The 20,004-nt window shown below is 41.8% G+C and carries 24 protein-coding genes; 14 read left to right on the forward strand and 10 right to left on the reverse strand.

Going from position 1 to position 20,004, the window contains the following annotated elements; genetic code table 11:
• Positions 1–25: 25 nt before the first annotated feature.
• From MKZ02_RS06075 to MKZ02_RS06095, 5 genes are all read right to left on the reverse strand, one after another.
• Entirely contained in the window at positions 26–439 is a 414-nt protein-coding gene (locus MKZ02_RS06075; RefSeq protein ID WP_120034564.1) for a MarR family winged helix-turn-helix transcriptional regulator, read from the reverse strand.
• A 79-nt stretch (positions 440–518) separates the two neighbouring features.
• The gene (locus MKZ02_RS06080) at positions 519–1,253 is read right to left on the reverse strand and encodes an SDR family NAD(P)-dependent oxidoreductase (protein ID WP_340852476.1); all 735 of its coding nucleotides are present in this window, start codon (positions 1,251–1,253) and stop codon (positions 519–521) included.
• Positions 1,254–1,266: 13 nt separating this feature from the next.
• Positions 1,267–2,016, reverse strand: a complete 750-nt coding sequence (locus MKZ02_RS06085) for an SDR family NAD(P)-dependent oxidoreductase (RefSeq protein ID WP_340852477.1) — start codon at positions 2,014–2,016, stop codon at positions 1,267–1,269.
• Positions 2,017–2,146: 130 nt separating this feature from the next.
• Positions 2,147–2,581, reverse strand: a complete 435-nt coding sequence (locus MKZ02_RS06090) for a YndM family protein (RefSeq protein WP_120034558.1) — start codon at positions 2,579–2,581, stop codon at positions 2,147–2,149.
• A gap of 128 nt (positions 2,582–2,709) precedes the next feature.
• Entirely contained in the window at positions 2,710–3,198 is a 489-nt protein-coding gene (locus MKZ02_RS06095; RefSeq protein WP_340852480.1) for a spore coat protein, read from the reverse strand.
• A gap of 202 nt (positions 3,199–3,400) precedes the next feature.
• Here MKZ02_RS06095 and MKZ02_RS06100 point away from each other — a divergent pair, with 202 nt between their 5' ends.
• Both MKZ02_RS06100 and MKZ02_RS06105 read left to right on the forward strand, forming a co-directional pair.
• Positions 3,401–3,970: a spore coat protein gene (locus MKZ02_RS06100; RefSeq protein ID WP_445324275.1), complete on the forward strand. Its 570-nt coding sequence runs from the start codon at positions 3,401–3,403 to the stop codon at positions 3,968–3,970.
• A 152-nt stretch (positions 3,971–4,122) separates the two neighbouring features.
• Positions 4,123–5,352 (forward strand): DEAD/DEAH box helicase, encoded by a 1,230-nt coding sequence (locus tag MKZ02_RS06105; RefSeq protein ID WP_120034552.1) that lies wholly within the window; start codon positions 4,123–4,125, stop codon positions 5,350–5,352.
• A gap of 43 nt (positions 5,353–5,395) precedes the next feature.
• On the opposite strand, the gene MKZ02_RS06110 is transcribed toward MKZ02_RS06105, so the two are convergent.
• Positions 5,396–7,117: an MMPL family transporter gene (locus tag MKZ02_RS06110; RefSeq protein ID WP_340856335.1), complete on the reverse strand. Its 1,722-nt coding sequence runs from the start codon at positions 7,115–7,117 to the stop codon at positions 5,396–5,398.
• Between the two features lie 14 nt (positions 7,118–7,131).
• Positions 7,132–7,551 (reverse strand): hypothetical protein, encoded by a 420-nt coding sequence (locus tag MKZ02_RS06115; RefSeq protein ID WP_340852482.1) that lies wholly within the window; start codon positions 7,549–7,551, stop codon positions 7,132–7,134.
• A 128-nt stretch (positions 7,552–7,679) separates the two neighbouring features.
• Here MKZ02_RS06115 and MKZ02_RS06120 point away from each other — a divergent pair, with 128 nt between their 5' ends.
• The 8 genes from MKZ02_RS06120 to MKZ02_RS06155 all read left to right on the forward strand — a co-directional run bounded on the left by MKZ02_RS06120 (position 7,680) and on the right by MKZ02_RS06155 (position 13,980).
• Positions 7,680–8,195 (forward strand): DUF3231 family protein, encoded by a 516-nt coding sequence (locus tag MKZ02_RS06120; RefSeq protein ID WP_340852484.1) that lies wholly within the window; start codon positions 7,680–7,682, stop codon positions 8,193–8,195.
• Between the two features lie 726 nt (positions 8,196–8,921).
• The gene (locus MKZ02_RS06125; protein WP_120034546.1) at positions 8,922–9,872 is read left to right on the forward strand and encodes an ABC transporter permease; all 951 of its coding nucleotides are present in this window, start codon (positions 8,922–8,924) and stop codon (positions 9,870–9,872) included.
• Positions 9,865–10,815, forward strand: coding sequence for an iron chelate uptake ABC transporter family permease subunit (locus MKZ02_RS06130; protein WP_120034544.1), 951 nt, complete (start codon positions 9,865–9,867; stop codon positions 10,813–10,815). Before MKZ02_RS06125 ends, MKZ02_RS06130 begins: the two co-directional genes overlap by 8 nt.
• Entirely contained in the window at positions 10,809–11,567 is a 759-nt protein-coding gene (locus tag MKZ02_RS06135; RefSeq protein ID WP_120034542.1) for an iron ABC transporter ATP-binding protein, read from the forward strand. Before MKZ02_RS06130 ends, MKZ02_RS06135 begins: the two co-directional genes overlap by 7 nt.
• 21 nt (positions 11,568–11,588) lie before the next feature.
• A complete protein-coding gene (locus tag MKZ02_RS06140) occupies positions 11,589–12,545 on the forward strand; it encodes a siderophore ABC transporter substrate-binding protein (RefSeq protein ID WP_340852486.1) in 957 nt (318 codons plus the stop codon).
• A 132-nt stretch (positions 12,546–12,677) separates the two neighbouring features.
• A complete protein-coding gene (locus MKZ02_RS06145; RefSeq protein ID WP_120034538.1) occupies positions 12,678–13,502 on the forward strand; it encodes a manganese catalase family protein in 825 nt (274 codons plus the stop codon).
• Positions 13,503–13,530: 28 nt separating this feature from the next.
• Positions 13,531–13,695, forward strand: a complete 165-nt coding sequence (locus MKZ02_RS06150) for a DUF1540 domain-containing protein (RefSeq protein ID WP_120034536.1) — start codon at positions 13,531–13,533, stop codon at positions 13,693–13,695.
• A gap of 129 nt (positions 13,696–13,824) precedes the next feature.
• Positions 13,825–13,980, forward strand: coding sequence for a DUF1540 domain-containing protein (locus MKZ02_RS06155; protein WP_120034534.1), 156 nt, complete (start codon positions 13,825–13,827; stop codon positions 13,978–13,980).
• 57 nt (positions 13,981–14,037) lie between these two features.
• On the opposite strand, the gene MKZ02_RS06160 is transcribed toward MKZ02_RS06155, so the two are convergent.
• From MKZ02_RS06160 to MKZ02_RS06170, 3 genes are all read right to left on the reverse strand, one after another.
• Positions 14,038–15,489 carry a HAMP domain-containing sensor histidine kinase gene (locus MKZ02_RS06160; protein ID WP_340856336.1) on the reverse strand — a complete coding sequence of 484 codons (1,452 nt, stop codon included), beginning with the start codon at positions 15,487–15,489 and terminating at the stop codon, positions 14,038–14,040.
• Positions 15,476–16,168 carry a response regulator transcription factor gene (locus tag MKZ02_RS06165; RefSeq protein ID WP_340852489.1) on the reverse strand — a complete coding sequence of 231 codons (693 nt, stop codon included), beginning with the start codon at positions 16,166–16,168 and terminating at the stop codon, positions 15,476–15,478. Before MKZ02_RS06165 ends, MKZ02_RS06160 begins: the two co-directional genes overlap by 14 nt.
• 125 nt (positions 16,169–16,293) lie before the next feature.
• Positions 16,294–16,656, reverse strand: coding sequence for a hypothetical protein (locus MKZ02_RS06170; protein WP_120034530.1), 363 nt, complete (start codon positions 16,654–16,656; stop codon positions 16,294–16,296).
• 252 nt (positions 16,657–16,908) lie between these two features.
• On the opposite strand from MKZ02_RS06170, the gene MKZ02_RS06175 reads away from it, so the two are divergent.
• From MKZ02_RS06175 to MKZ02_RS06190, 4 genes are all read left to right on the forward strand, one after another.
• Positions 16,909–17,970: an S-layer homology domain-containing protein gene (locus tag MKZ02_RS06175; RefSeq protein WP_340852493.1), complete on the forward strand. Its 1,062-nt coding sequence runs from the start codon at positions 16,909–16,911 to the stop codon at positions 17,968–17,970.
• A 180-nt stretch (positions 17,971–18,150) separates the two neighbouring features.
• Positions 18,151–18,300, forward strand: coding sequence for a hypothetical protein (locus MKZ02_RS06180; protein WP_182917017.1), 150 nt, complete (start codon positions 18,151–18,153; stop codon positions 18,298–18,300).
• Between the two features lie 61 nt (positions 18,301–18,361).
• Complete coding sequence (locus MKZ02_RS06185; RefSeq protein WP_182917016.1) at positions 18,362–18,784, forward strand: GlcG/HbpS family heme-binding protein; 423 nt, start codon at positions 18,362–18,364, stop codon at positions 18,782–18,784.
• 35 nt (positions 18,785–18,819) lie between these two features.
• A complete protein-coding gene (locus tag MKZ02_RS06190; RefSeq protein ID WP_340852495.1) occupies positions 18,820–19,797 on the forward strand; it encodes a S66 family peptidase in 978 nt (325 codons plus the stop codon).
• Positions 19,798–20,004: the final 207 nt, after the last annotated feature.

Consider the following 20,004-nt stretch of genomic DNA (forward strand, 5'->3'; position numbering starts at 1 on the left):
TTTCTATGGAAAGAAAAAACGTCATTTAGCTATTCAGCTTCTCGTAAATTGCTAATAGTTGCTTGCGTTCTTCTGCTGTTAATTTTTCAAATAGCTGCTTTCGCAACTGTTGTCCTTCTTTGTACGCTTTCCTCAACATTTCATATCCGAGTTTTGTCAGGTCAAGATAAAGAATGCGCCTGTCGTTTTCATCGGCGAGCCGGACGGCAAGTTTTTTATTGATCAGCTTCTCAGATAGATGGGTTAAAGAAGGAGGCGTTAGACCAAGGGCCTTAGCAATGTCAGACGGACGGCTTTTGCCATGTTCGTTTAAGTGACTGAGTACGAGAATATGAGAAATGCCGAGATTTTCATTAAACGTTCTATTCCATTGGATAATCAGTTTATTTGTTACCTGGTCCATTGTGTGCAAAAGCTCAAAAATCGATTCTTGCTCCATAAAATCCCTGCTTTCTATCGTACTTTTTCTATCATATCATATTAAAAGAAAAAGCCCCTTTAAAAAAGGGGCAAGATGGTTATTGAGCGGAAAAGCCGCCATCAATGACGAGTTCTGCTCCGGTAATATAAGAAGACTCATCGGAAGCGAGGAATAGAACAGCATTTGCAATGTCTTCAGGTTGTCCTAAGCGCTGCAGCGGAGTAGCAGCTACCATTTGTTCGACATAGTCTTTTGTTGCTTCTAAGTTCTTTGTCATCGGTGTTTCAATAATCCCTGGAAATACGGCGTTTACGCGAATGCCCGCTCGGCCGTATTGAGTGGCTGCCGCTCTTGACATTGCCCGGACAGAGCCTTTAGAAGCGGAATATGGATTAAAGCCCATGCCAATCTGTGCTGTGAAAGAGGAGATATTGACAATTGCTCCTTTCTTCTGCTCCTTCATGTAAGGAACAACATGCTTAATGCCGAGGAAGGGGCCAAAGCCATTAATTGTCAGCATTTTTTGCCAATCATCAATGTTTACTTCTTCAACAGGCTTTTCTGAGGAAATGCCAGCATTGTTCACAAGAATATCGATTTTGCCGAAGCGCTCTTTTACCTCTTTTAATAGCTGCTGCCAGTCCTCTTCAGAGGCAACATTCAATTTCATGGCATGGATGTTGTCAAATTCGCTGATTTTCTCCAGTGCGGCCTCATTAATATCGGCAGCAATTACAGTTGCGCCTTCTTGGCTAAAAAGGTGCGCCATGCGTTCTCCCATGCCTGAAGCACCGCCTGTGATAATAGCTACTTTATTTTCTAATCGTTTCATCATTATTCCTCCATTAACGTAGTTTAATGGAACCACCATCAACCATAATTGTTTGTCCAGTAATATAATCTGCGTCATCGCTTGCTAAAAAGACAGCCGTCCGGCCAATATCTTGTTCTGGTTTACCAAGTCGGCGAAGAGGGATCTTTTGAAGCATCTCATCGTACGCTTCTTTATTATTCTCGCGCCAATACTCTACACCTGGCGTCAAGGCAATTGGTGAGATAAGGTTGACGTTGATGCCGTCTGGCCCCCATTCATTGGCAGCTACGCGCGAAATGGCGCGGATAGCCTCTTTGGCTGCCGCATAGGAAGTTTGGGTAACCTGCCCTTCAAGGCCTGCTCCGGAGGCAAAATTAATGACTTTACCTTGTGTTTTTTTAAGCTCAGGATAGCAGGCTTTCATGAAATTAAAAGTTGGATAAAAACCTGTGCCGAAAGAAAGGTCAAAGTGCTCCATGGTTGTTTCTGTAAAAGGAACATTTTTAGATGCGTGAGCATTGTTTACTAACACATCAATTCTACCGAAGTGATTAACGACTTCGCTTACAATGGTTTCAATGTTTTCTTGTACAGATATATCTTTAATAAAAAGAAGACCCTCATTTAATTGATTCACTTCTGTTAAAGTTTTTTTACCATTTTCTTCATTCACGTCAACGATGGCTACGTGAGCACCCTCTTTTGCCATTGCTAGTGCAATGCCACGGCCGATGCCACCTGCACCGCCAGTTACGATGGTTACTTTTCCTTCAAGTTTCATCAGTTTCCCTCATTTCGAAATATATTTAAACGTTTAAATATTTCACTCTTAAATAGTACCTGAAAATAAAACGATGGACAAGAAAATTGCTCATGAACAAGAAAAAACCAGGGCCTTTATGGCCGCTGGTTTATTTATCATCTTTATGGATGTCTGTTTCTTCTGCCATTTCAGTAGCTAGAGCAGGATTTTGCTGAATTTGACTTCTGTTTTGATCTTGTGTAAAAACGCGTCTCATCATATAAAAGTGGAAGAGAACTTCTGCAGCGGCAATCACCAGTGCTGTAGAGAAGCTAGCCCATCCAAGTGAAATATTTTCGTTAATAACGACGCTTCCGATCAGCCAAATACCGATATATGCTAAGCCAAAGTCAGCAACGGCTGCTGTCATATTTCCATAACGAGGTAAAACAAACAAATCGCCGATAATATAGGCAGCAATAGTTAAAAGAATACTTATGGTTAGGATTTCCCCGAAATCAACTCCGTAAAATACACCCATAATGATCCATACAGCTGCTGTTACTGCGACAAATTTGATCAATAGCGCTTTCGTATGTTCCATGCACTCACCCTCCTTATAAAGGTAGTGTGATTCTTAGCCAAAAAATTATTCTCTATGATCAATATCTATCCTAAAGAGAAAAAATAAAAAAACGGATTGCCTGTGTAAGACAATCCAGATAGTTATGCTTACATTTTTTGGGTCAACGCTTGATTAGCAAGGGCGACATCATTTTGCAATAATTTGTTTAAGTCGTATGAAGGATAATACCCCCTTTTATACATGTAGTTATAGATGGAAGTATGGGCTTGAATCGCGCCATTCAACTGTTTAACGAGCACGGTTCTTAAGGCGGGGGTAGCCGTTTCTGTAATAGCAATAGCTAGGTTTCGGACCGCTGTTTTAAGGAAGGCAAGAAGGTCCCCAGCATAAAATGGCAGTTCATCTGCTCTTGTTTCTTCTTCACGTCCGGGATGTGGCACCATTCTGTAAAATCGGAGCAATTCCTGAATATTACCGGTGAGACTATTAATGGTCTGCTGATAAATGGTTCTTAATTCTGGGTCTGTAATTTTCGGAAAGGTTTTCTTTAGCTTCATCAATCCGAGCGATTGAAATACAGTTAGTTCATGTAATTCCATTGTTTCATGCCAAGCTAAATGACGTTGTCTATTCATAAAAGATCTCCTCCTATTTAGTGCAGTCCCAGTATTATATGCGGCATTTATACTTCGGGAATTTGTCTGTTTTTGCTTGTATAAATCAAAATAAGCAGCTGTATACTAACGGCGTACCACTCAACTACAGGAGGGATTTACTTTGATGAATCAAAATGAACAGACTCATACGAACATGCATGCAGGTGCCGTTTCGCCACAAATGAATCACGGAGCTCACGAGGTGCTTGATGTTCATGAAGTCTTATCCGGTGCGGTAGGTACGATGAATGAATACATGATGCTTCGTTCTCACGTGAAAGATCAGGAGCTGCGCGATATTCTTGACCGTCAATACCAATTCATGCAACAGGAGTACAACACAACATTGGATTGCTTCCAGTCCGGTCAGGACCCGGCTGTGCCGACACAAAGTTATAAAATGAAGCAGGATAATGACTTCATCTACGGCTTAACACCAACCCAGCCGAAAAAACCAATGCAATCGACATCTGAAATTAACGATGCGTTTATTTCCGGTGCCATGCTGGGGTCCATGAAGTCAACGGCTTCCATGAAAACAATGGCTGCTCTGGAATCAACAAATCCGGTTGTACGCCGTGTGCTGGCTGATTCAATCCCGAACTGTATTGAGATGGCATACGAGTTGTCTATTTATCAAAATAAGCATCATTACTATCAGGTGCCGCAATTTCCGCAGCAGGATATGCAGCAGATGATGCAATCATATGCACCAGCAACAGGTGCACCAGGCAATATGTCGACTCATTAATTAGCAAGAGCGCCATCCCTATCACACGGGATGGCGCTTTAAATTGTGTATCTACCTATTTATCTTTAAAGACAATGGTGGTTTATTCACTAAAGAGAATCAATAAGCTCTATCTGCACTTTTTCTTCTTTTATGTATAATGGAAAAAAGAGGTGAAGAGTTTGAATCAATTTACAGATTTAGGAGTCAGCACAGTGTGGGCTGGAAAATTAAAAGAAAAGAATATCGAATCACCCACCCCCGTGCAAAAAGAAGCAATCCCACTTTTGTTAGAAGGAGAAGATGTGATTGCTCAAGCAAAAACAGGAACAGGCAAGACATTTGCTTTTCTATTGCCCTTGCTTGAAAAGATAAATATTCAAAAAGGTGAGATTCAAGGATTAATTGTCACGCCAACAAGAGAACTGGCCTTGCAAATAACGGAAGAATTGCGCGGATTGCTGACAGAAGAGAGCGGCGTACATATACTTGCTGCCTACGGTGGACAAGATGTGGAACAGCAGATTCGGCGGCTTAATGAGCAAGTGCATATTGTGATTGCTACGCCAGGAAGATTACTCGATCATATTCGCCGTGGAACGGTTGATTTAACAGACGTGTCGATGCTTGTGCTCGATGAGGCTGATCAAATGCTTCATATCGGTTTTTTAGATGAAGTGGAGGCTATCATTAGAGAGACACCTTTTACACGGCAAACGGCTTTATTTTCGGCAACCATGCCAAAAGATGTCCGTCAGCTGGCGAAGAGATATATGAGAAATCCACGCTCCGTTCATGTGAAGAGCAAAGAGGTAACGGTGGAACAGACGAAACAGTTTGTGATTGAAACGACCGACCGCCGTAAACAACAGGCACTGTGTGAAGTGATTGATGAGGCCCAACCTTTTTTAGGCATCATCTTCTGCCGGACAAAACGACGCGTCAGCAAGCTATGCGATGAGTTAAAGGCAAAAGGCTATAATATTGATGAATTGCATGGAGACTTGTCTCAGGCGAAAAGAGAAAGGGTCATGAAAAGATTTCGTGACGCTGAATTGCATTTGCTTGTGGCAACAGATGTGGCATCCCGCGGGTTGGATGTAGAAGGAGTTACCCACGTATTCAACTATGATATCCCGCATGATATGGAAAGTTATATCCACCGGATCGGGCGTACAGGAAGAGCCGGAGAAAAGGGAGAAGCCTATACGTTTGCTGCCTTGAAGGATAAAGACTTCCTTCGTCTTATTGAAAATGGACTGGGTCGGCCGCTTGAACGGAAAATCGTTGAGCAGGCTGCTCCGCCCGTGGATAATAAAAGAAATCAGAGGCCCATTGGTTCTTCTAAAAAGGATCGACCGTCAGCCAGACAACGGCAAGGGAGAAAAAATAGGCGTAAATAAAGGAAGGGGGTGACCGAGAAGTTTTTGGTCACCCTTTTTGTCTTTATACGTGCTCGTTTGGTTTCTTTGCCGCTTTCGCTCGAAACGGATACCACCAATTCCAATCGCCCAGCAGCTTCATTAAGCTTGGCACAAGGAGGAGGCGGATGATCGTCGCGTCAATCGCAATAGCAAGAGCTATGCCAATGCCAATTTGTTTTACAGGTACAACACCGGTAAAAGCAAACGCCCCGGTGATCACAATCATAATTAATGCAGCGGCAGTAATAACTCTACTCGTGCTGGCAAGTCCCTCCACGGTAGACTTAGTATTATCTCCTGTATTCAAGTAATATTCGCGAATCCGGGAAATTAAAAAGACTTCATAATCCATGCTTAAGCCAAAAACGAGACTAAAGACGAGCACCGGCAAAATTAACGAAATGTCCATTTCATGAAGTCCGAGATGCCCTCCCTGAAATAGCCAGACGAGAATGCCGAATGTGGAGGTAAGCCCAAGAACATTCATTAAGATAGCTTTAAGCGGAATAATGATTGAACGGAAGGCGAACATAAGAATGATAAATGTCGATGATAAAATAATCGCGAGAATAGGACCGATTTTATCAAAAATCTCATCATAAATTTCTTGATTGAACTTTGGCTGTCCACCGAATTGAATGTTTACTGGCCAGTCTTCTTCGCTCCACTCGCGGGCCAGCCTTTGGGCAGCGTCTGAATTTGCTTCCACATTCAAGTGGATGGGAATTAACAGCTTGTCCCCTCGAACAAACGGTTGGACAGCTGGTTCCAGCTTTGCTTTCATTTGCGGCTGCTCAAGAGCGGCTGCGACTTGCTGGGGTTCTGATAGTTTGCTGATCGAAAAGATTGACTCAGCTTCATTTACTTCCTTTTCAGAGAGGAAAGAGTCTATTAGTCCCTTCATTTGCTCCAGGCCAGCTTCATCTAGCCAACCATCCTTTCGTTCAGCAACAGCATAAAGGATACTTTTATTTCTTTGCATGAAGTCCCGTTCAATTTTCTCATAGGCTATTCGTGAGTCAAAGGTTTTCGGCAAGGAATCGGCTGTCGGTATGGATAGCTTCATATCCTGTACAGGCATAACACCGGCGATCAGAATGGCCGTTGCGGCGATGGTAATTAAGACCGGACGCTTCATTACCATAGAGGCAAATGCTCGCCAGCGGCCACTATTATCTTTGTCTGTCCGAAGAATGCGCCACTTATAAATTCGGTCGTCGAGAATGTATAAAAGGGCCGGTAGTAGTGTAAGTGATCCGAGCACAGCAATAGCAATGACGACCATGCCGCCAATAGCGACATTCTTAAAGATATCCACATCAATCAACATCATGGAACCGAGACCGATAAATACACAGACAGCTGAGAATAAAATGGAATGCCCTGCCGTGTTAATCGTTACGATTAAGGCTTCTGTTTTCGGCTGCTTCTGGAATTCTTCTTTATAGCGATTAATGAACAGGAGAGAGAAATCGATAGACAGGGCGAGGCCGACCATCGGTGCAATGTTTAAAATAAAAATCGCCAGCTCTACTTCTTTTCCAATAAAGGTAAGTAAGCCGAAACCAATAACAATAGTTATCCCTCCGACGATAAGTGGCAATATAGAAGCAGTAAGTGTACCAAATGAAAGCAAAAGAACGAGCAATGCAACAGGGAGGCCAATAAGTTCTGCCTGTTTTAAATCATCTTGACTCGCTTTATTAATATCTTCAGAAATAACAGGTCCTCCTGTTAAGGTGATGCCTTCTTTTTCTTTTACCTGCTTTTTATATCGCTAATAATGGCTGGCATTTCTGCTGTCTTGTCATCAATATGTATCATCGCATAAGCGGTATCTTTTTTCATAAGTGACGTATTGTCTAACGGTGATTCAATCGCTGATGCAAGGCCTAACTTTTTTATTTCAGTCAGTGTATATCCAATTTTGTCTTCAAATGCTGCTTTTGATTCCTTTTTCTCTTTTTCAAACAGCACCATAATTGTTGATTCAGGGAAATCAAACGTATCAGTTAAGTCTTTCTGGACTTGCTCATACTCTCCGTCTGTCCGAAATCCATCACCCTCAAGCATGGAAGGAAGTTTAGTCGCAAAAACCCCCATGATAATCGCGGCAGCAAGCCACAAAAAAAGAATGACTTTATGGAAACGGACAAGAAAGGAAGGAATATTCCTCATAGCCATGTTCTCCTTTTTGTCTTAATCATACGGTATCGCGCTTTGTTATGGAATGAAAAAGAGTGAAGAAGGCCAAACTAGAGATGTGGATAAAACACAAAAATGAAAGATGTAGCCAGGAGGTTATTATGGGAATTTTAAGTGGAAACCCTAAGAACGAACCAATGCATTATGGAGAAGTAGTCGGTGTATGGACGGCCCTCATGAAAGCTAACGGAGCAATCGGAGTTCAACAGACATTGCTTAATCATGCGGGCGATGAAAAGTTGAGAGAGCTCATAGAAGAATCTATTCGGCAAGCACAGTCAGAAGCAGCACAGCTTGAGCCATTATTGAAAGAAAATGGGGTCGGACTTCCTGCAGGACCGATGGAACGCCCACAAGCAGATGTGAACAGCATTCCTCCTGGAGCCCGTTTTCAAGACCATGAAATTTCCACTATTATGTCAGGCAGTATTGCTGCTAGCTTAGTCGCTTGCAGTCAAATGATTAGCCAGTGTATCCGCGAGGATATTGCTGCAATGTTTTTACAATTTCACAATCAGAAAGCTGCTCTTGGTGGCCGTTTTCTTCAGTTAAATAAAGAGAATGGCTGGCTTATGCCGCCGCCGCTTCATCAAAGCGGACCAATTACAGAAGGTTAAATAAATCGGCTGTCTTATAGATGATTATTTCATCACTTTAAGACGGCCCTTTCTTTTACTGGGAAATATGTTAATTAGCTATTGACAATGAGAAGCATTATCATCTATCATTGTTAGTGAGAATGAGTATCAATACAAGCGTGAAAGGGGAGCAAGTGTATTTGCGATAATAGGCATTGAGGGATGAAAAGAGCGTTCACAAATTGACCATTTATTCCGAAAATAATGCTAACTTTACAACGGATTCTTGCATAAGCAAGTATAGTTTTGTAAAATATGAAGCGAAGAGCTGTCAAAGAAAAGTATGTTTGGGTGAGGAAGAATAAGTATCTTCTGGAGGAAGCGTTAGTCTATAGGCTGTGAAGGCCCCATCTCTAACTGACAATGTGCTTAAACATGGTTTTATTGAACATCAGGCCTATCCCAGCAACAAGTTAATCTATTTAACTAATGGCAGCAAGGACTGCTAGATAGACTATTTAGTAGATAAAAAGAGTTGGGGAGTTACTTGTACCTGAAGCATTGAACAAGATACGAGTAAGTTTAACGCGATTTAAAAACGATGATATAAATGAGTGCGCTCAATTATATGCTTGTTTAAATAAGCTTCTTCATCCGGTGAAGATTATTTTTTCGTTATTTGTTGATAATGAATTTCATTATCGTCATCCATTTAGCTGATAGCTTAAAAATTTCTGTTGCGGCAGTAAGATAAGGGACATGGTTATGAAAAAGAGATATTTAGTGATTGCGCTGATCATTCTATCGATTCTTTCTATATTTATCGGAGTCACACACATTTCTCCGCTACAATTGTTTAATTTAACAGATGACCAGGCGCAAATTGTTTGGAAAAGCCGGATTCCGCGGCTTGTAAGTATTATCATCGCTGGAGTGAGTTTAAGCATTAGCGGTTTGATCATGCAGCAGCTGAGCAGAAACAAATTTGTTTCACCAACCACTGCAGGAACATTAGATGCTGCACGACTTGGAATTTTAATTTCACTTATTTTATTTACAGCCGCAAGTCCGATTGAGAAAATGATTGTTGCTTTCATTTTTGCACTGGCTGGCACATTTCTGTTTATGAAAATCCTCGATAAAATTAAATTTAAAGACACGATTTTCATCCCGCTTGTCGGGTTAATGTTCGGGAATATTTTAACGTCGATTTCTACTTTCTTCGCTTATAAATACGACTTAATACAGAATATGGCTGCCTGGCTGCAAGGGGATTTCTCAATGGTCATCTCAGGACGCTACGAACTTCTTTATATTAGTATCCCGCTTTTAATTATTGCTTACATATATGCGGAACGCTTCACACTGGCTGGCATGGGAGAAGATTTTGCCATGAATCTCGGCTTGAATTATAAGCGTGTCGTTAATATCGGGCTCGTAATTGTTGCTTTATCTGCAACTCTGGTTGTTTTAACCGTCGGCATGATCCCGTTTTTAGGCCTAATTATTCCTAATATCGTATCGATTTATAGGGGAGACCATTTAAAGAAGAGTTTGTCACACACAGCGTTACTTGGAGCTGTTTTCGTCCTGTTTTGTGACATTATCGGCCGGGTGATCATTTATCCGTACGAAATTCCAATTGGGTTGACTGTCGGTGTCATTGGAAGCGGCATCTTTTTATATTTGCTGATGAGGAGAAAGGCTTATGAGTGATAAGAAAAAGTTACTTATCCTGTCGGCGGCCGCTGTCCTGTTGATTGTTGTTTTTATGTTTACCGGTCTCGGAAACAATTGGGATTATGCTTTGCCGAAAAGAGGACTAAAAATCTTTGCGATTGTTCTGACCGGAGCAGCTATCGCATTTTCTACATTAATTTTCCAAACGATCACAAATAACCGTATTTTAACGCCAAGCATTTTGGGCTTAGACTCGCTTTATATGCTGATTCAGACCGTTCTGATCTTTGCGTTCGGTTCCACCGATTTAACATGGATGAACAAACAAGTCAACTTTGTTGTCTCTGTTATCCTAATGGTGTTCTTTGCCGGTATTCTTTACAAAGTTTTATTTAAACGTGAAGGAGAAAATATTTATTTCCTTTTATTAGTTGGTTTAATATTTGGAACGTTTTTTCAAAGTTTCACCTCTTTCATGCAGGTACTGATTGACCCGAACGAATTCCAGATTATTCAAGATAGAATGTTCGCAAGCTTTAATAATGTTCAGACGGATGTTTTAACACTCGCTGTCATTGTCCTTGTCTTGACATCCCTTTATTTTATTCGCTTTATGAAGTATTTGGATGTTCTGGCGCTTGGAAAAGAACATGCTATCAATCTGGGAGTGGACTATGATTATACAGTCAAACGGCTGTTAGTCGTCGTTGCCATTCTAATTTCAGTATCCACTGCGCTAGTTGGCCCGATTACATTTTTAGGTCTGCTCGTTGTCAATGTTACTTACGAGATGTTCCGCACGTTCAGGCATTCCTACTTATTAGCTGGTTCTATCCTAATTAGTATTATTGCTCTCGTGGGCGGTCAGTTGATTGTGGAACGAGTATTCACTTTCAGCACGACATTGAGCGTTATTATTAACTTTGTTGGCGGTGTGTACTTTATTTACTTACTGTTAAAGGAGAATAAAAAATGGTAGAAGTTAAAGGTGTATCGAAACGATATGGAAGCAAAGCTGTCATTGATCAAGTCTCCGTCTCGATTCCAAAAGGAAGAATTACTTCTTTCATCGGACCAAACGGTGCAGGAAAGAGTACATTACTGTCGATGATTAGCCGGCTTATTACGAAGGATGAAGGCGAAATATTGATTGATGGTGAAAGCGTAAACCAGGCAAAGAGCAAAGAATTAGCGAAAAAAGTGGCAATTTTAAAGCAAACGAATCATTTAAATCTTCGATTGACGATTCGTGAGCTTGTTTCCTTCGGTCGCTTTCCCTACTCACAAGGCAATTTGTCGAGAGAGGATTGGAAGCATGTAGACGAAGCAATTCGCTATATGGAGCTCGAAGATATGCAAGATAAATATATTGACCAATTGAGCGGCGGTCAGCGTCAGCGGGCGTTCATCGCGATGGTTATCGCTCAGGATACAGAATATGTTTTATTAGATGAGCCGCTTAATAACCTCGATATGAAGCATTCTGTGCAAATTATGAAAGTATTGCGGCGACTAGTAAATGAACTAGGAAAAACGGTTGTTATCGTCATCCATGATATTAACTTTGCTTCCTGTTATTCCGATTATATCGTAGCCTTAAAAGACGGCAAAGTCGTTAAAGAAGGCACAGTGAATGAAATGATGGAGCGGAATGTGTTACGCAACATTTATGAAATTGATATGAAAATTGAAACAGTGAATAACGAAAAAATTTGTGTATATTTTAAGTAAAGGCAGAGGAGAAGAGAGATTATGTGGAAAAAGCTATCATTACTTATGATCACAGCGATGCTAGTCGCTATTATGGCTGCTTGCGGATCAAATGAGGACAAAGAAAAGAGCAGCAGTGAGCCGAAAAAAGAAACAGAAGAGGTAACAGTTAAGCATGAGCTTGGTGAAACGAAAGTAAAGAAAAACCCAGAAAAAGTAGTTGTCTTTGATTTCGGTTCCCTGGATACACTTGATAAGCTTGGTGTAGAAGTAACGGGGCTTCCTAAAGAAAATATTCCTAAATATTTGTCTAAGTATGAAGAGGATAAGTACGAGAATGTTGGAAGCTTAAAAGAACCAGACTTTGAAAAAGTAAACGAATTGTCTCCTGACTTGATCATTATTTCTGGCCGTCAAGCTGAATTGTATGATCAATTTGCTGAAATCGCTCCAACTATTTATTTAGCTGTTGACCCAGCTGACTTTATGAACTCATTTAAGAAAAATGCCACAACATTAGGTGAAGTTTTCGATAAAGAAGAGGAAGTAAAAACAGAATTGACGAAAGTAGAAGATGAAATTAGCAAGCTGAAAGAGCAAGCTTCAAAAGATAAGAAAAACGCTTTAGTCGTATTGGCTAACGATGGCAAAGTGAGTGCATATGGACCAGGTTCCCGTTTCGGTATCATTCACGACGTATTCGGTGTAACTCCGGTTGATAAAAATATTGAAGTATCTACTCACGGTCAAAGCATTTCTTTTGAGTACATTGTAGAGAAAAACCCTGACTACTTATTCGTAGTTGACCGCGGCGCTGTTGTTGCTGAAGGAGGCGGATCATCCGCTAAGCAAGTGATCGAAAATGATTTAGTGAAAAATACGAAGGCTTATAAAGATGGCCACATTGTTTATCTAGATCCTGGTTACTGGTACTTATCTGGCGGTGGATTAGAGTCTGTTTCTGCCATGGTGAAGGAAGTACAATCAGCATTAAAATAAGTGATTTAATTTTAACCTCCGGCTTGCCGGAGGTTATTTTTGTTTAAAAAAAGCCAAACGTGGAATAACATACTATCTTCATAAAGCCGGTTACAACCGGTGATTCAAATAAAATAGCAAAGGTGGTAGTTTATGTTTTTCCATAAGAAAGAACTTCAATTCCACGCAAAACCAGATAAGCCGGATCCGGTGTACGCCAAACAATTGCAAGAAATTCTTGGCGGGCAGTTCGGCGAAATTTCAGTTGCTATGCAATATTTATTTCAAGGATGGAATACGAGAGGGAACGAGAAGTATAAAGACCTCATTTTAGATACAGGAACAGAAGAAATTGGCCATGTGGAAATGATTGCCACCATGATTGCACGCCTGCTTGATAAGGCGCCGGTGAATGAGCAGGAAAATGCAGCTAAAGATCCGGTTATTGGTGCGATTATGGGTGGGATGAATCCGCATCACGCTATCGTATCTGGACTGGGTGCCACGCCGGAAAGCAGTACCGGTGTTCCTTGGAATGCTGGATATATCGTAGCAAGTGGCAACTTATTAGCGGATTTCCGTGCGAATTTAAACGCCGAGTCTCAGGGAAGATTGCAGGTGGCTCGTCTGTATGAAATGACAGATGACCGCGGTGTTAAGGATATGTTATCATTCCTGCTGGCACGTGATACCATGCATCAAAATCAATGGATTGCAGCCATTAAAGAATTAGAGGAGAAAGAAGGAGTCATCGTTCCTTCTACTGTGCCTGCTGAATATGAAGCAACAGAGTTTTCACATAAACTGTACAACTTTTCAGAAGGGGAAGACAGTGTAAAAGGCAGCTGGGCTGAAGGAACCGCACCGGACGGAAAAAAATTCGAATATGAGGAAATGCCGGTCATCTACGGGGAAAAACCGATGCTAGCGCCAGCTCCCCCGTATATGCACAGCACTCCGCCACACGACCCACAATAAATCAACTATTTAAAAGGAGGAAACTACTTTGAATAAAGATGTATTAGAGGGCGTACTCTGTGAAGTGAACAACTGTGTTTATTGGGAAGAAGGCAATCGATGCTCTGCTAATGAAATTCTTGTGACCAGTCACCGGGGCCATCGAGCATCCAATGTAGAAGAAACAGATTGCCAAACATTTAAGAGAGAGTAAAGATACTTTTCAAAAAAGGCTTGCCACCAATGGCAAGCCTTTTTTGATTCGGATCAGAGAGCAAGACCAAAATAAGGAGGGAATGAGCTTATCCTTTTTGCTAAATATATAAGGAAGGGGGTGTGAACATTGGCGAAAGACGTACTTTGTGAAGTAAACAACTGTACTTATTGGGCGAAAGGAAACGAATGTACAGCAGATCGAATTTATGTGGTTAGCCATAAAGGGAATCAGGCCACTAACACAAAAGAGACTGATTGTAAGACATTTGAACCGGAAGTATAACAAAAAAGGCTGACTCGAAAAAAGAGTCAGCCTTTACAATCTGGATTTACTGTTTTATTAGCCAAAGGAGGACTTGCCAAACGATTCTTCTGATAACGGCAGGGAAATTCGAAAAGTCGTTCCTGCAGGTGAACTCTCTTTTAACAGGAGGTCACCTTTTAATGCTTGGGCTAGCAGTTTACTGTAAGGAAGGCCAAGCCCCAAACCGCGCACTTTGTATTTTTTTTGTTCGCCGCGATAAAAGCGCTCGAAGATCAATGGCTGTTCAGCTAGAGGAATGCCGCTGCCATTGTCCTTCACTTCAATAGAGAGAAGGCCGCCTTCTTGTTCTGATAATATAACTTCAATTTTCCCATCCGAATCTACAGCATGGCGCGCATTATTTAATAAGTTAACGATGATTTGCTGAAGCCGAACGGCATCCGTTGAAATATATCGATCATGTGGCAGGGGAGACAGTGACACTGTAATTTCCTCGGTCTCCTGGCCCAAGTGCCATTGATGAACGATTTCAGAAATCAGCTCATTTACTGAATGCTTTTCCACTGCCACAGGCAGGGCTTTTGCTGAAAATGAATTGAAATCAAGCAAATCATTGACCATTTTTTGCATTTTCGTTGTCTCTTTTAAGGAGATATCAATGAAGTTTTGTGCTTCTTCGCCTGTCACCACTTCATCTTTTACAGCTTGTAGGAGTCCGCTGATTGAAGTGACAGGTGTTTTTAGCTCATGGGTAACACCGGCCAGCAGTTCAGCACGCAAGGATTCTAGCTGCTGAAGCTTTTGGGCCATCTCCTTAAATGAGTGAACGAGATCGTATACCTCCTGTTCTTTAATTTGTTCCGGCAGGCGAACTTGGTAGTTTCCCTCCTGAATTTGTTTTGCCGCTTTTGCCACCTGGCTGATTGGAGTAGCGAGCCGGCGAGAGAGAATATAAATGGCAGCCCAGCCAAACAAGCCAAGACTGATAATCAGACCGGTGAGAAGACGGTATTCCTCTGTCACATTTTCCAGTTCATTCTCTGGCTGCAGCATGACGACCCAACCGAATATAATGTCATCTACCTTAATCGGCTTTTTAATCATCCATGTACGTGAGCCATTAGCCAATTCAGGAGAAAGTTTCAACACGTCTCCTTTCTTTTCCAATAGAGAAGCTGCAAAGGAACTTGTTTTAATGCCGGAGGTTTGCTGATTAGCCGAGAGTACTCGTCCTTTTGGGTCTGTAATATAGATAGCTGGCGGATGTTCAGATTGCAAAAAGAGCTCCCGGCTCTTCAACATGTCTTCATCAATAGTGGGAGAGACACTTTTTTCCTCTTGGCTGCCGGCAATTCGGTTTGCTAACTCCTCTGCAATAAATTCTGACACTTCCAGCCGATTGTTAAGCATCGTATGCTGCAGCCAAATAACTGTAAGCATGGCGGCAATTAAAAGACCGAGGCAAAGAGCAGCAACATAACGCGTTGTCCAATAACGCAGCAAAGAAACTCTTCTAGTTGTTTTCATGAACACAAAATTGATACCCCAATCCCCGTAAGGTTTTAATTTCTCCTTCTGTCTCCGGCCAATTTTTTAAGGCTTTGCGGAGTCTTTTGATCGACAAGTCCACAGCGCGATCACTGCCGTCATAATCATGTCCCCACACATGCTCGATCAGCTGTTCCCGTGTAAAGGTTCGATTTGGCTGGGAGGCAAGAAACAGCAAGACCGATAAATCACGTGGTGTTAATGATAAATCAATTCCTTTTAATGTGACTCGATGGGCCGCACTATCAATGGTTAAGCTGCCATAATGCTTGAGAGTCGAAGTCAGGGGTTCGTTGATTGATCGTCTCAGAACCGCCCGCACTCGAGCTACCACTTCTTCTCCATTGAATGGCTTTGTAATATAATCATCTGCACCATTATTTAATCCATCTAGCCGATAGGTTACATCCCCAAGAGCTGTCAGCATAATGATTGGACAGGCACTTGTTTGACGAATCTCTTTAAGAACGGTCCAGCCGTCTGCCTTGGGCATCATGACATCTAACAGCACAAGATCAGGCGGCTCGGAATAGAATAAATCAATCGCTTGTCGTCCGTCGAAAGCTTGGATCACATGAAAGCCGGCCTTGACTAGATAAGCTTTTAATACTTGGCTGATAGCCAATTCATCCTCTGCAAGCAGTACAGAAGCAGTCATCTCACTTCACCTCAGCTCATTTGATTACTGGTGTATGTTCGTTAAACAAATAGCTTACATTTTTAATCATTATAATTAAAAAGCAAATAAGCTGCCAAATTGACAGCTTAAAGAAAGAATCTCATTTAGCGCTTTTCATGTAACGATAGCTGAGCTATGCGAACTTCGCTCTTAAGGGTTTGAACGTCTTTATTCGACGTATCAATGCCTAGCGCAGCAGCCTGCTGTTTTATTTTTTCTTCCCTTACTTCCTTAGCAAGTGTTTCTATATCTTTATCTTCAACGTTGATCCCGAATGTTTGCGCCTGTTCACGAATGACATCAGAAAAATCTCTGATCGGCTTAATCTGCTGGCCGTCCCGATATTTATAAGACGTCACTTCCGCATTTGTTGTGGCAGGGCCTGCTGCTGTCATGGAAGGAGCCGATCCTAAAATCCCAATTGAGAGCGCACCGCTCATCACGTACGACATCGTTCTCTTTTTCATCTATCTATTCCTCCTATGTACAGAAAGACTTCAATAACGATTTGATAATTTTAATGTAAGGGATGAATGTGTCAACAACATGTCAAATGAAAAAATTCTATGTTTATTTTGTTTTTATTAAGAGAAAAGTAGTTTTATAACGTACTTTTTTAATATGGATAATAGGTCAATCAGGCGATGAGATGAACGGGAGAAATTGATATAATAGGCCGGATGAAAAGCAAATCACTTATTTAGCAGAGGTGTAAACTTATGAAACTATCAAAAAAAATGGGAACAGCCGCCGCCGCATTGATTCTTTCGGGCAGTATTTGGGCATCTCCTGCAGATGCAGCCAATCCTTTTAGTGATATTCCCAGCGGATATTGGGCATACCCGCAAATCGAAAAAATGGCTAATGAGGGAATCATCACTGGATTCAAAGATGGGACCTTTCGAGCAGGTGAACCGGTAACTCGGGCACAGAGTGCCATTTTCATTGGACGGGCGCTTCAGATTAAGCCAGGACAATCCAGCACAACAAGTTTTCAGGATATTTCACCTTCTGGAACAGCTGCTTATCCTTATATTACTGCTCTCACACAACGGGGCGTATTTTCTAAATCAGAGAGCTTCTATCCAAATCGCACGCTTACAAGAGCAGAGTTAGCAAAAATTATGGTAACAGCATTTAATTTACCTAGGGCTAAAGGTCCGAATTTTACCGATGTGCCGGAGGGCCATTGGGCAGCTGAGTATATTGGAACTCTTGCAGGAGCAGGAATTACTTCTGGAACATCAGCTACTACCTTCTCACCGGACGGGAAAGTAACGAGAGGACAGCTTGCTGTCTTTATTAGTAATGTTCTGAAGCATCATCAGCCGAATGATCAAAATGAGGAACTGACGAATCCGCAGCCGCTCGATCATCAGTCAGTTACGGGTACTCATTCTGAAATCGCAAAGCAAATTTTAGGGCTTGTCAACCAAGAACGAGCGAAAGCAGGAGTAGGATCGTTGCAGTATGCCAATGATGTGGCGAAGGTAGCCCAGCTAAAATCAGAAGACATGGTGAAAAACAACTATTTTGACCATACTTCTCCCACATATGGAAGTCCATTCGAAATGATGGATCAATTCAGCATTAACTACACATTTGCCGGGGAAAATATTGCTGCTGGTTACAGTACAGCAGAAGCCGTTATGGAAGGCTGGATGAACAGTCCCGGCCATCGCGCCAACATTTTAAATCCCAATTACAAAGAAATGGGAATTGGGATTGCCAAGGGCGGCGATTATGGAATTTATTACACTCAGATGTTCGTAAAGCGATAAACATCACAATTTTCATTACGGCAAGGAGGAGCTGAACAGATGGACTGTTCAGCTCCTCCTGCTGCAATTGTTACACAAAAGGAAATAATTTGCTTTTCTCTTGGAAGATTAGCAATTTTATAGTATGATAAATTTGTTTTATGAGAAAGAAATCTATTGGACAATCGAGGTAAAAGAAGGATGAAAGTGCAAGAACAGAAACAGTTATTGTTGCTCATGCAGGAAGCTTATGAAGAAGCTTATCGGGATGACAGTAAGGTTGAAAAAGTTATGCACATAATTAAAGAAAGAATGCAGGAAATGTACAAGGAAAACGTACATAGTAGGTAAAAGGCGGCCAATGTGCCGTCTTTTCTTAATTTTTTATTGATAGGGAAAGGGGATGGAAGATATGGGAATGTTTATTGAACAAAAAACAATTTCGAGCGATCTGGCTGAGCGGATGGTGGAGGCCGCCAAGGAAAAAGCAAGAGAGCTTGGCATTGCTATTAACGTAGCGATTATGGATGCAGGAGGCAATTTATTAGCTTTTTCTAGAATGGATCGGGCGCCGCTATTAAGTATTGAAATCGCCCAGGATAAAGCCTATACAGCTGCTGCATTTGGCCGGCCTACGCATGAATGGTATGATGTAATTAAAGACAAGCCGTCTTTAAAAACCGGTATTGTTCATACAAAGCGGCTTACCGTGTTCGGCGGCGGCTATCCTGTACGTTGTGGAGAAGATCTAGCAGGCGGAATTGGAGTAAGCGGCGGTTCGACCGAGCAAGATCAAGCTTGCTGTGAAGCGGCACTTGGCTTGATAACTGAGTAAAAAAGAACATGGCAACAAATATGGAGGGAAGAAAAATGCAGCCACCGCGTTTACAGCCCGGAGATGAAATTCGGGTGATTGCTCCATCAATGAGCATGGCGATTGTAAAAGGAAAGCAGGTAGAGCTGGCCAAAGAACGACTCGAACAATTAGGTTTTCGCGTTACCTTTGGCCGCCATGTTGATGAGCATGACCTTGTATTTTCTACATCGGTTGAAAATAGAATAGAAGACTTGCATGAAGCATTTCGCGATCCGGCCGTAAAAGCGATTTTTACGGCAATCGGAGGATACAATGCGAACCAACTCCTTGCCCACATTGATTATGAGCTCATTAGAAACAATCCTAAAATCCTCATCGGGTATAGCGATATTACAGCACTTCAGCTGGCCATCTATAGAAAAACCGGTTTAATTACCTATTCTGGACCCCATTTTTCTACGTTTGGCATGAAGTATATGGCAGATTACACCATTCAAGGCATGCTGACTGCTTTAACGAATGATGCGCCCTTCGAATTAGAAACTCCTGAAACATGGAGTGACGATAAATGGTACTTGGAACAAGAAGACCGTACATATTATCCAAATGAAGGACCTGTTATTATCACAGAAGGGCGAGCAGAGGGACGGCTAATTGGCGGTAATCTTTGCACGTTGAATTTGCTGCAAGGAACAGAGTTTATGCCTTCTTTAAAAGGAGCAGTATTGTTTATTGAAGATGATAATGAAACTCATTTAATGAAGTTTGACCGCGATCTGCAGTCAATCCTTCATTTACCTGAAGCGAAGGAATTGAAAGCTGTGTTGATTGGGCGTTTTCAAAAAGAGTCCGATGTGACCGAATCTGCCCTCATTTCGCTGCTGAAAAATAAGCCGGAACTTGCTGGAATTCCTGTATTGCTGAATGTTAGTTTTGGTCATACAGACCCAATGGCTACATTGCCAATTGGTGGACAAGCGGAGATTACGGCACAAAATGGCAAGGCTGAAATTATTATTTACGGAGCGTAAGTTATATACAATGGTGTGAAAGAGCCTGTTGTGGAGACATTTATCACAGCAGGCTCTTTGACTATGCCTGATTAAGCTCCTCCGGGATGCGACGATTTCCTCGCTCCCATCGCTATTGTTAGTTTGCGCGGCCAATGCTTTAGAGAATATCAAAGCAAAATAATGCAATTTTATACTCGGTGAGAGAAGCGGTTTATCTACCTTTTA

The organism is Pseudobacillus sp. FSL P4-0506 (assembly GCF_038003025.1).
Taxonomy (GTDB): domain Bacteria; phylum Bacillota; class Bacilli; order Bacillales; family Domibacillaceae; genus Pseudobacillus.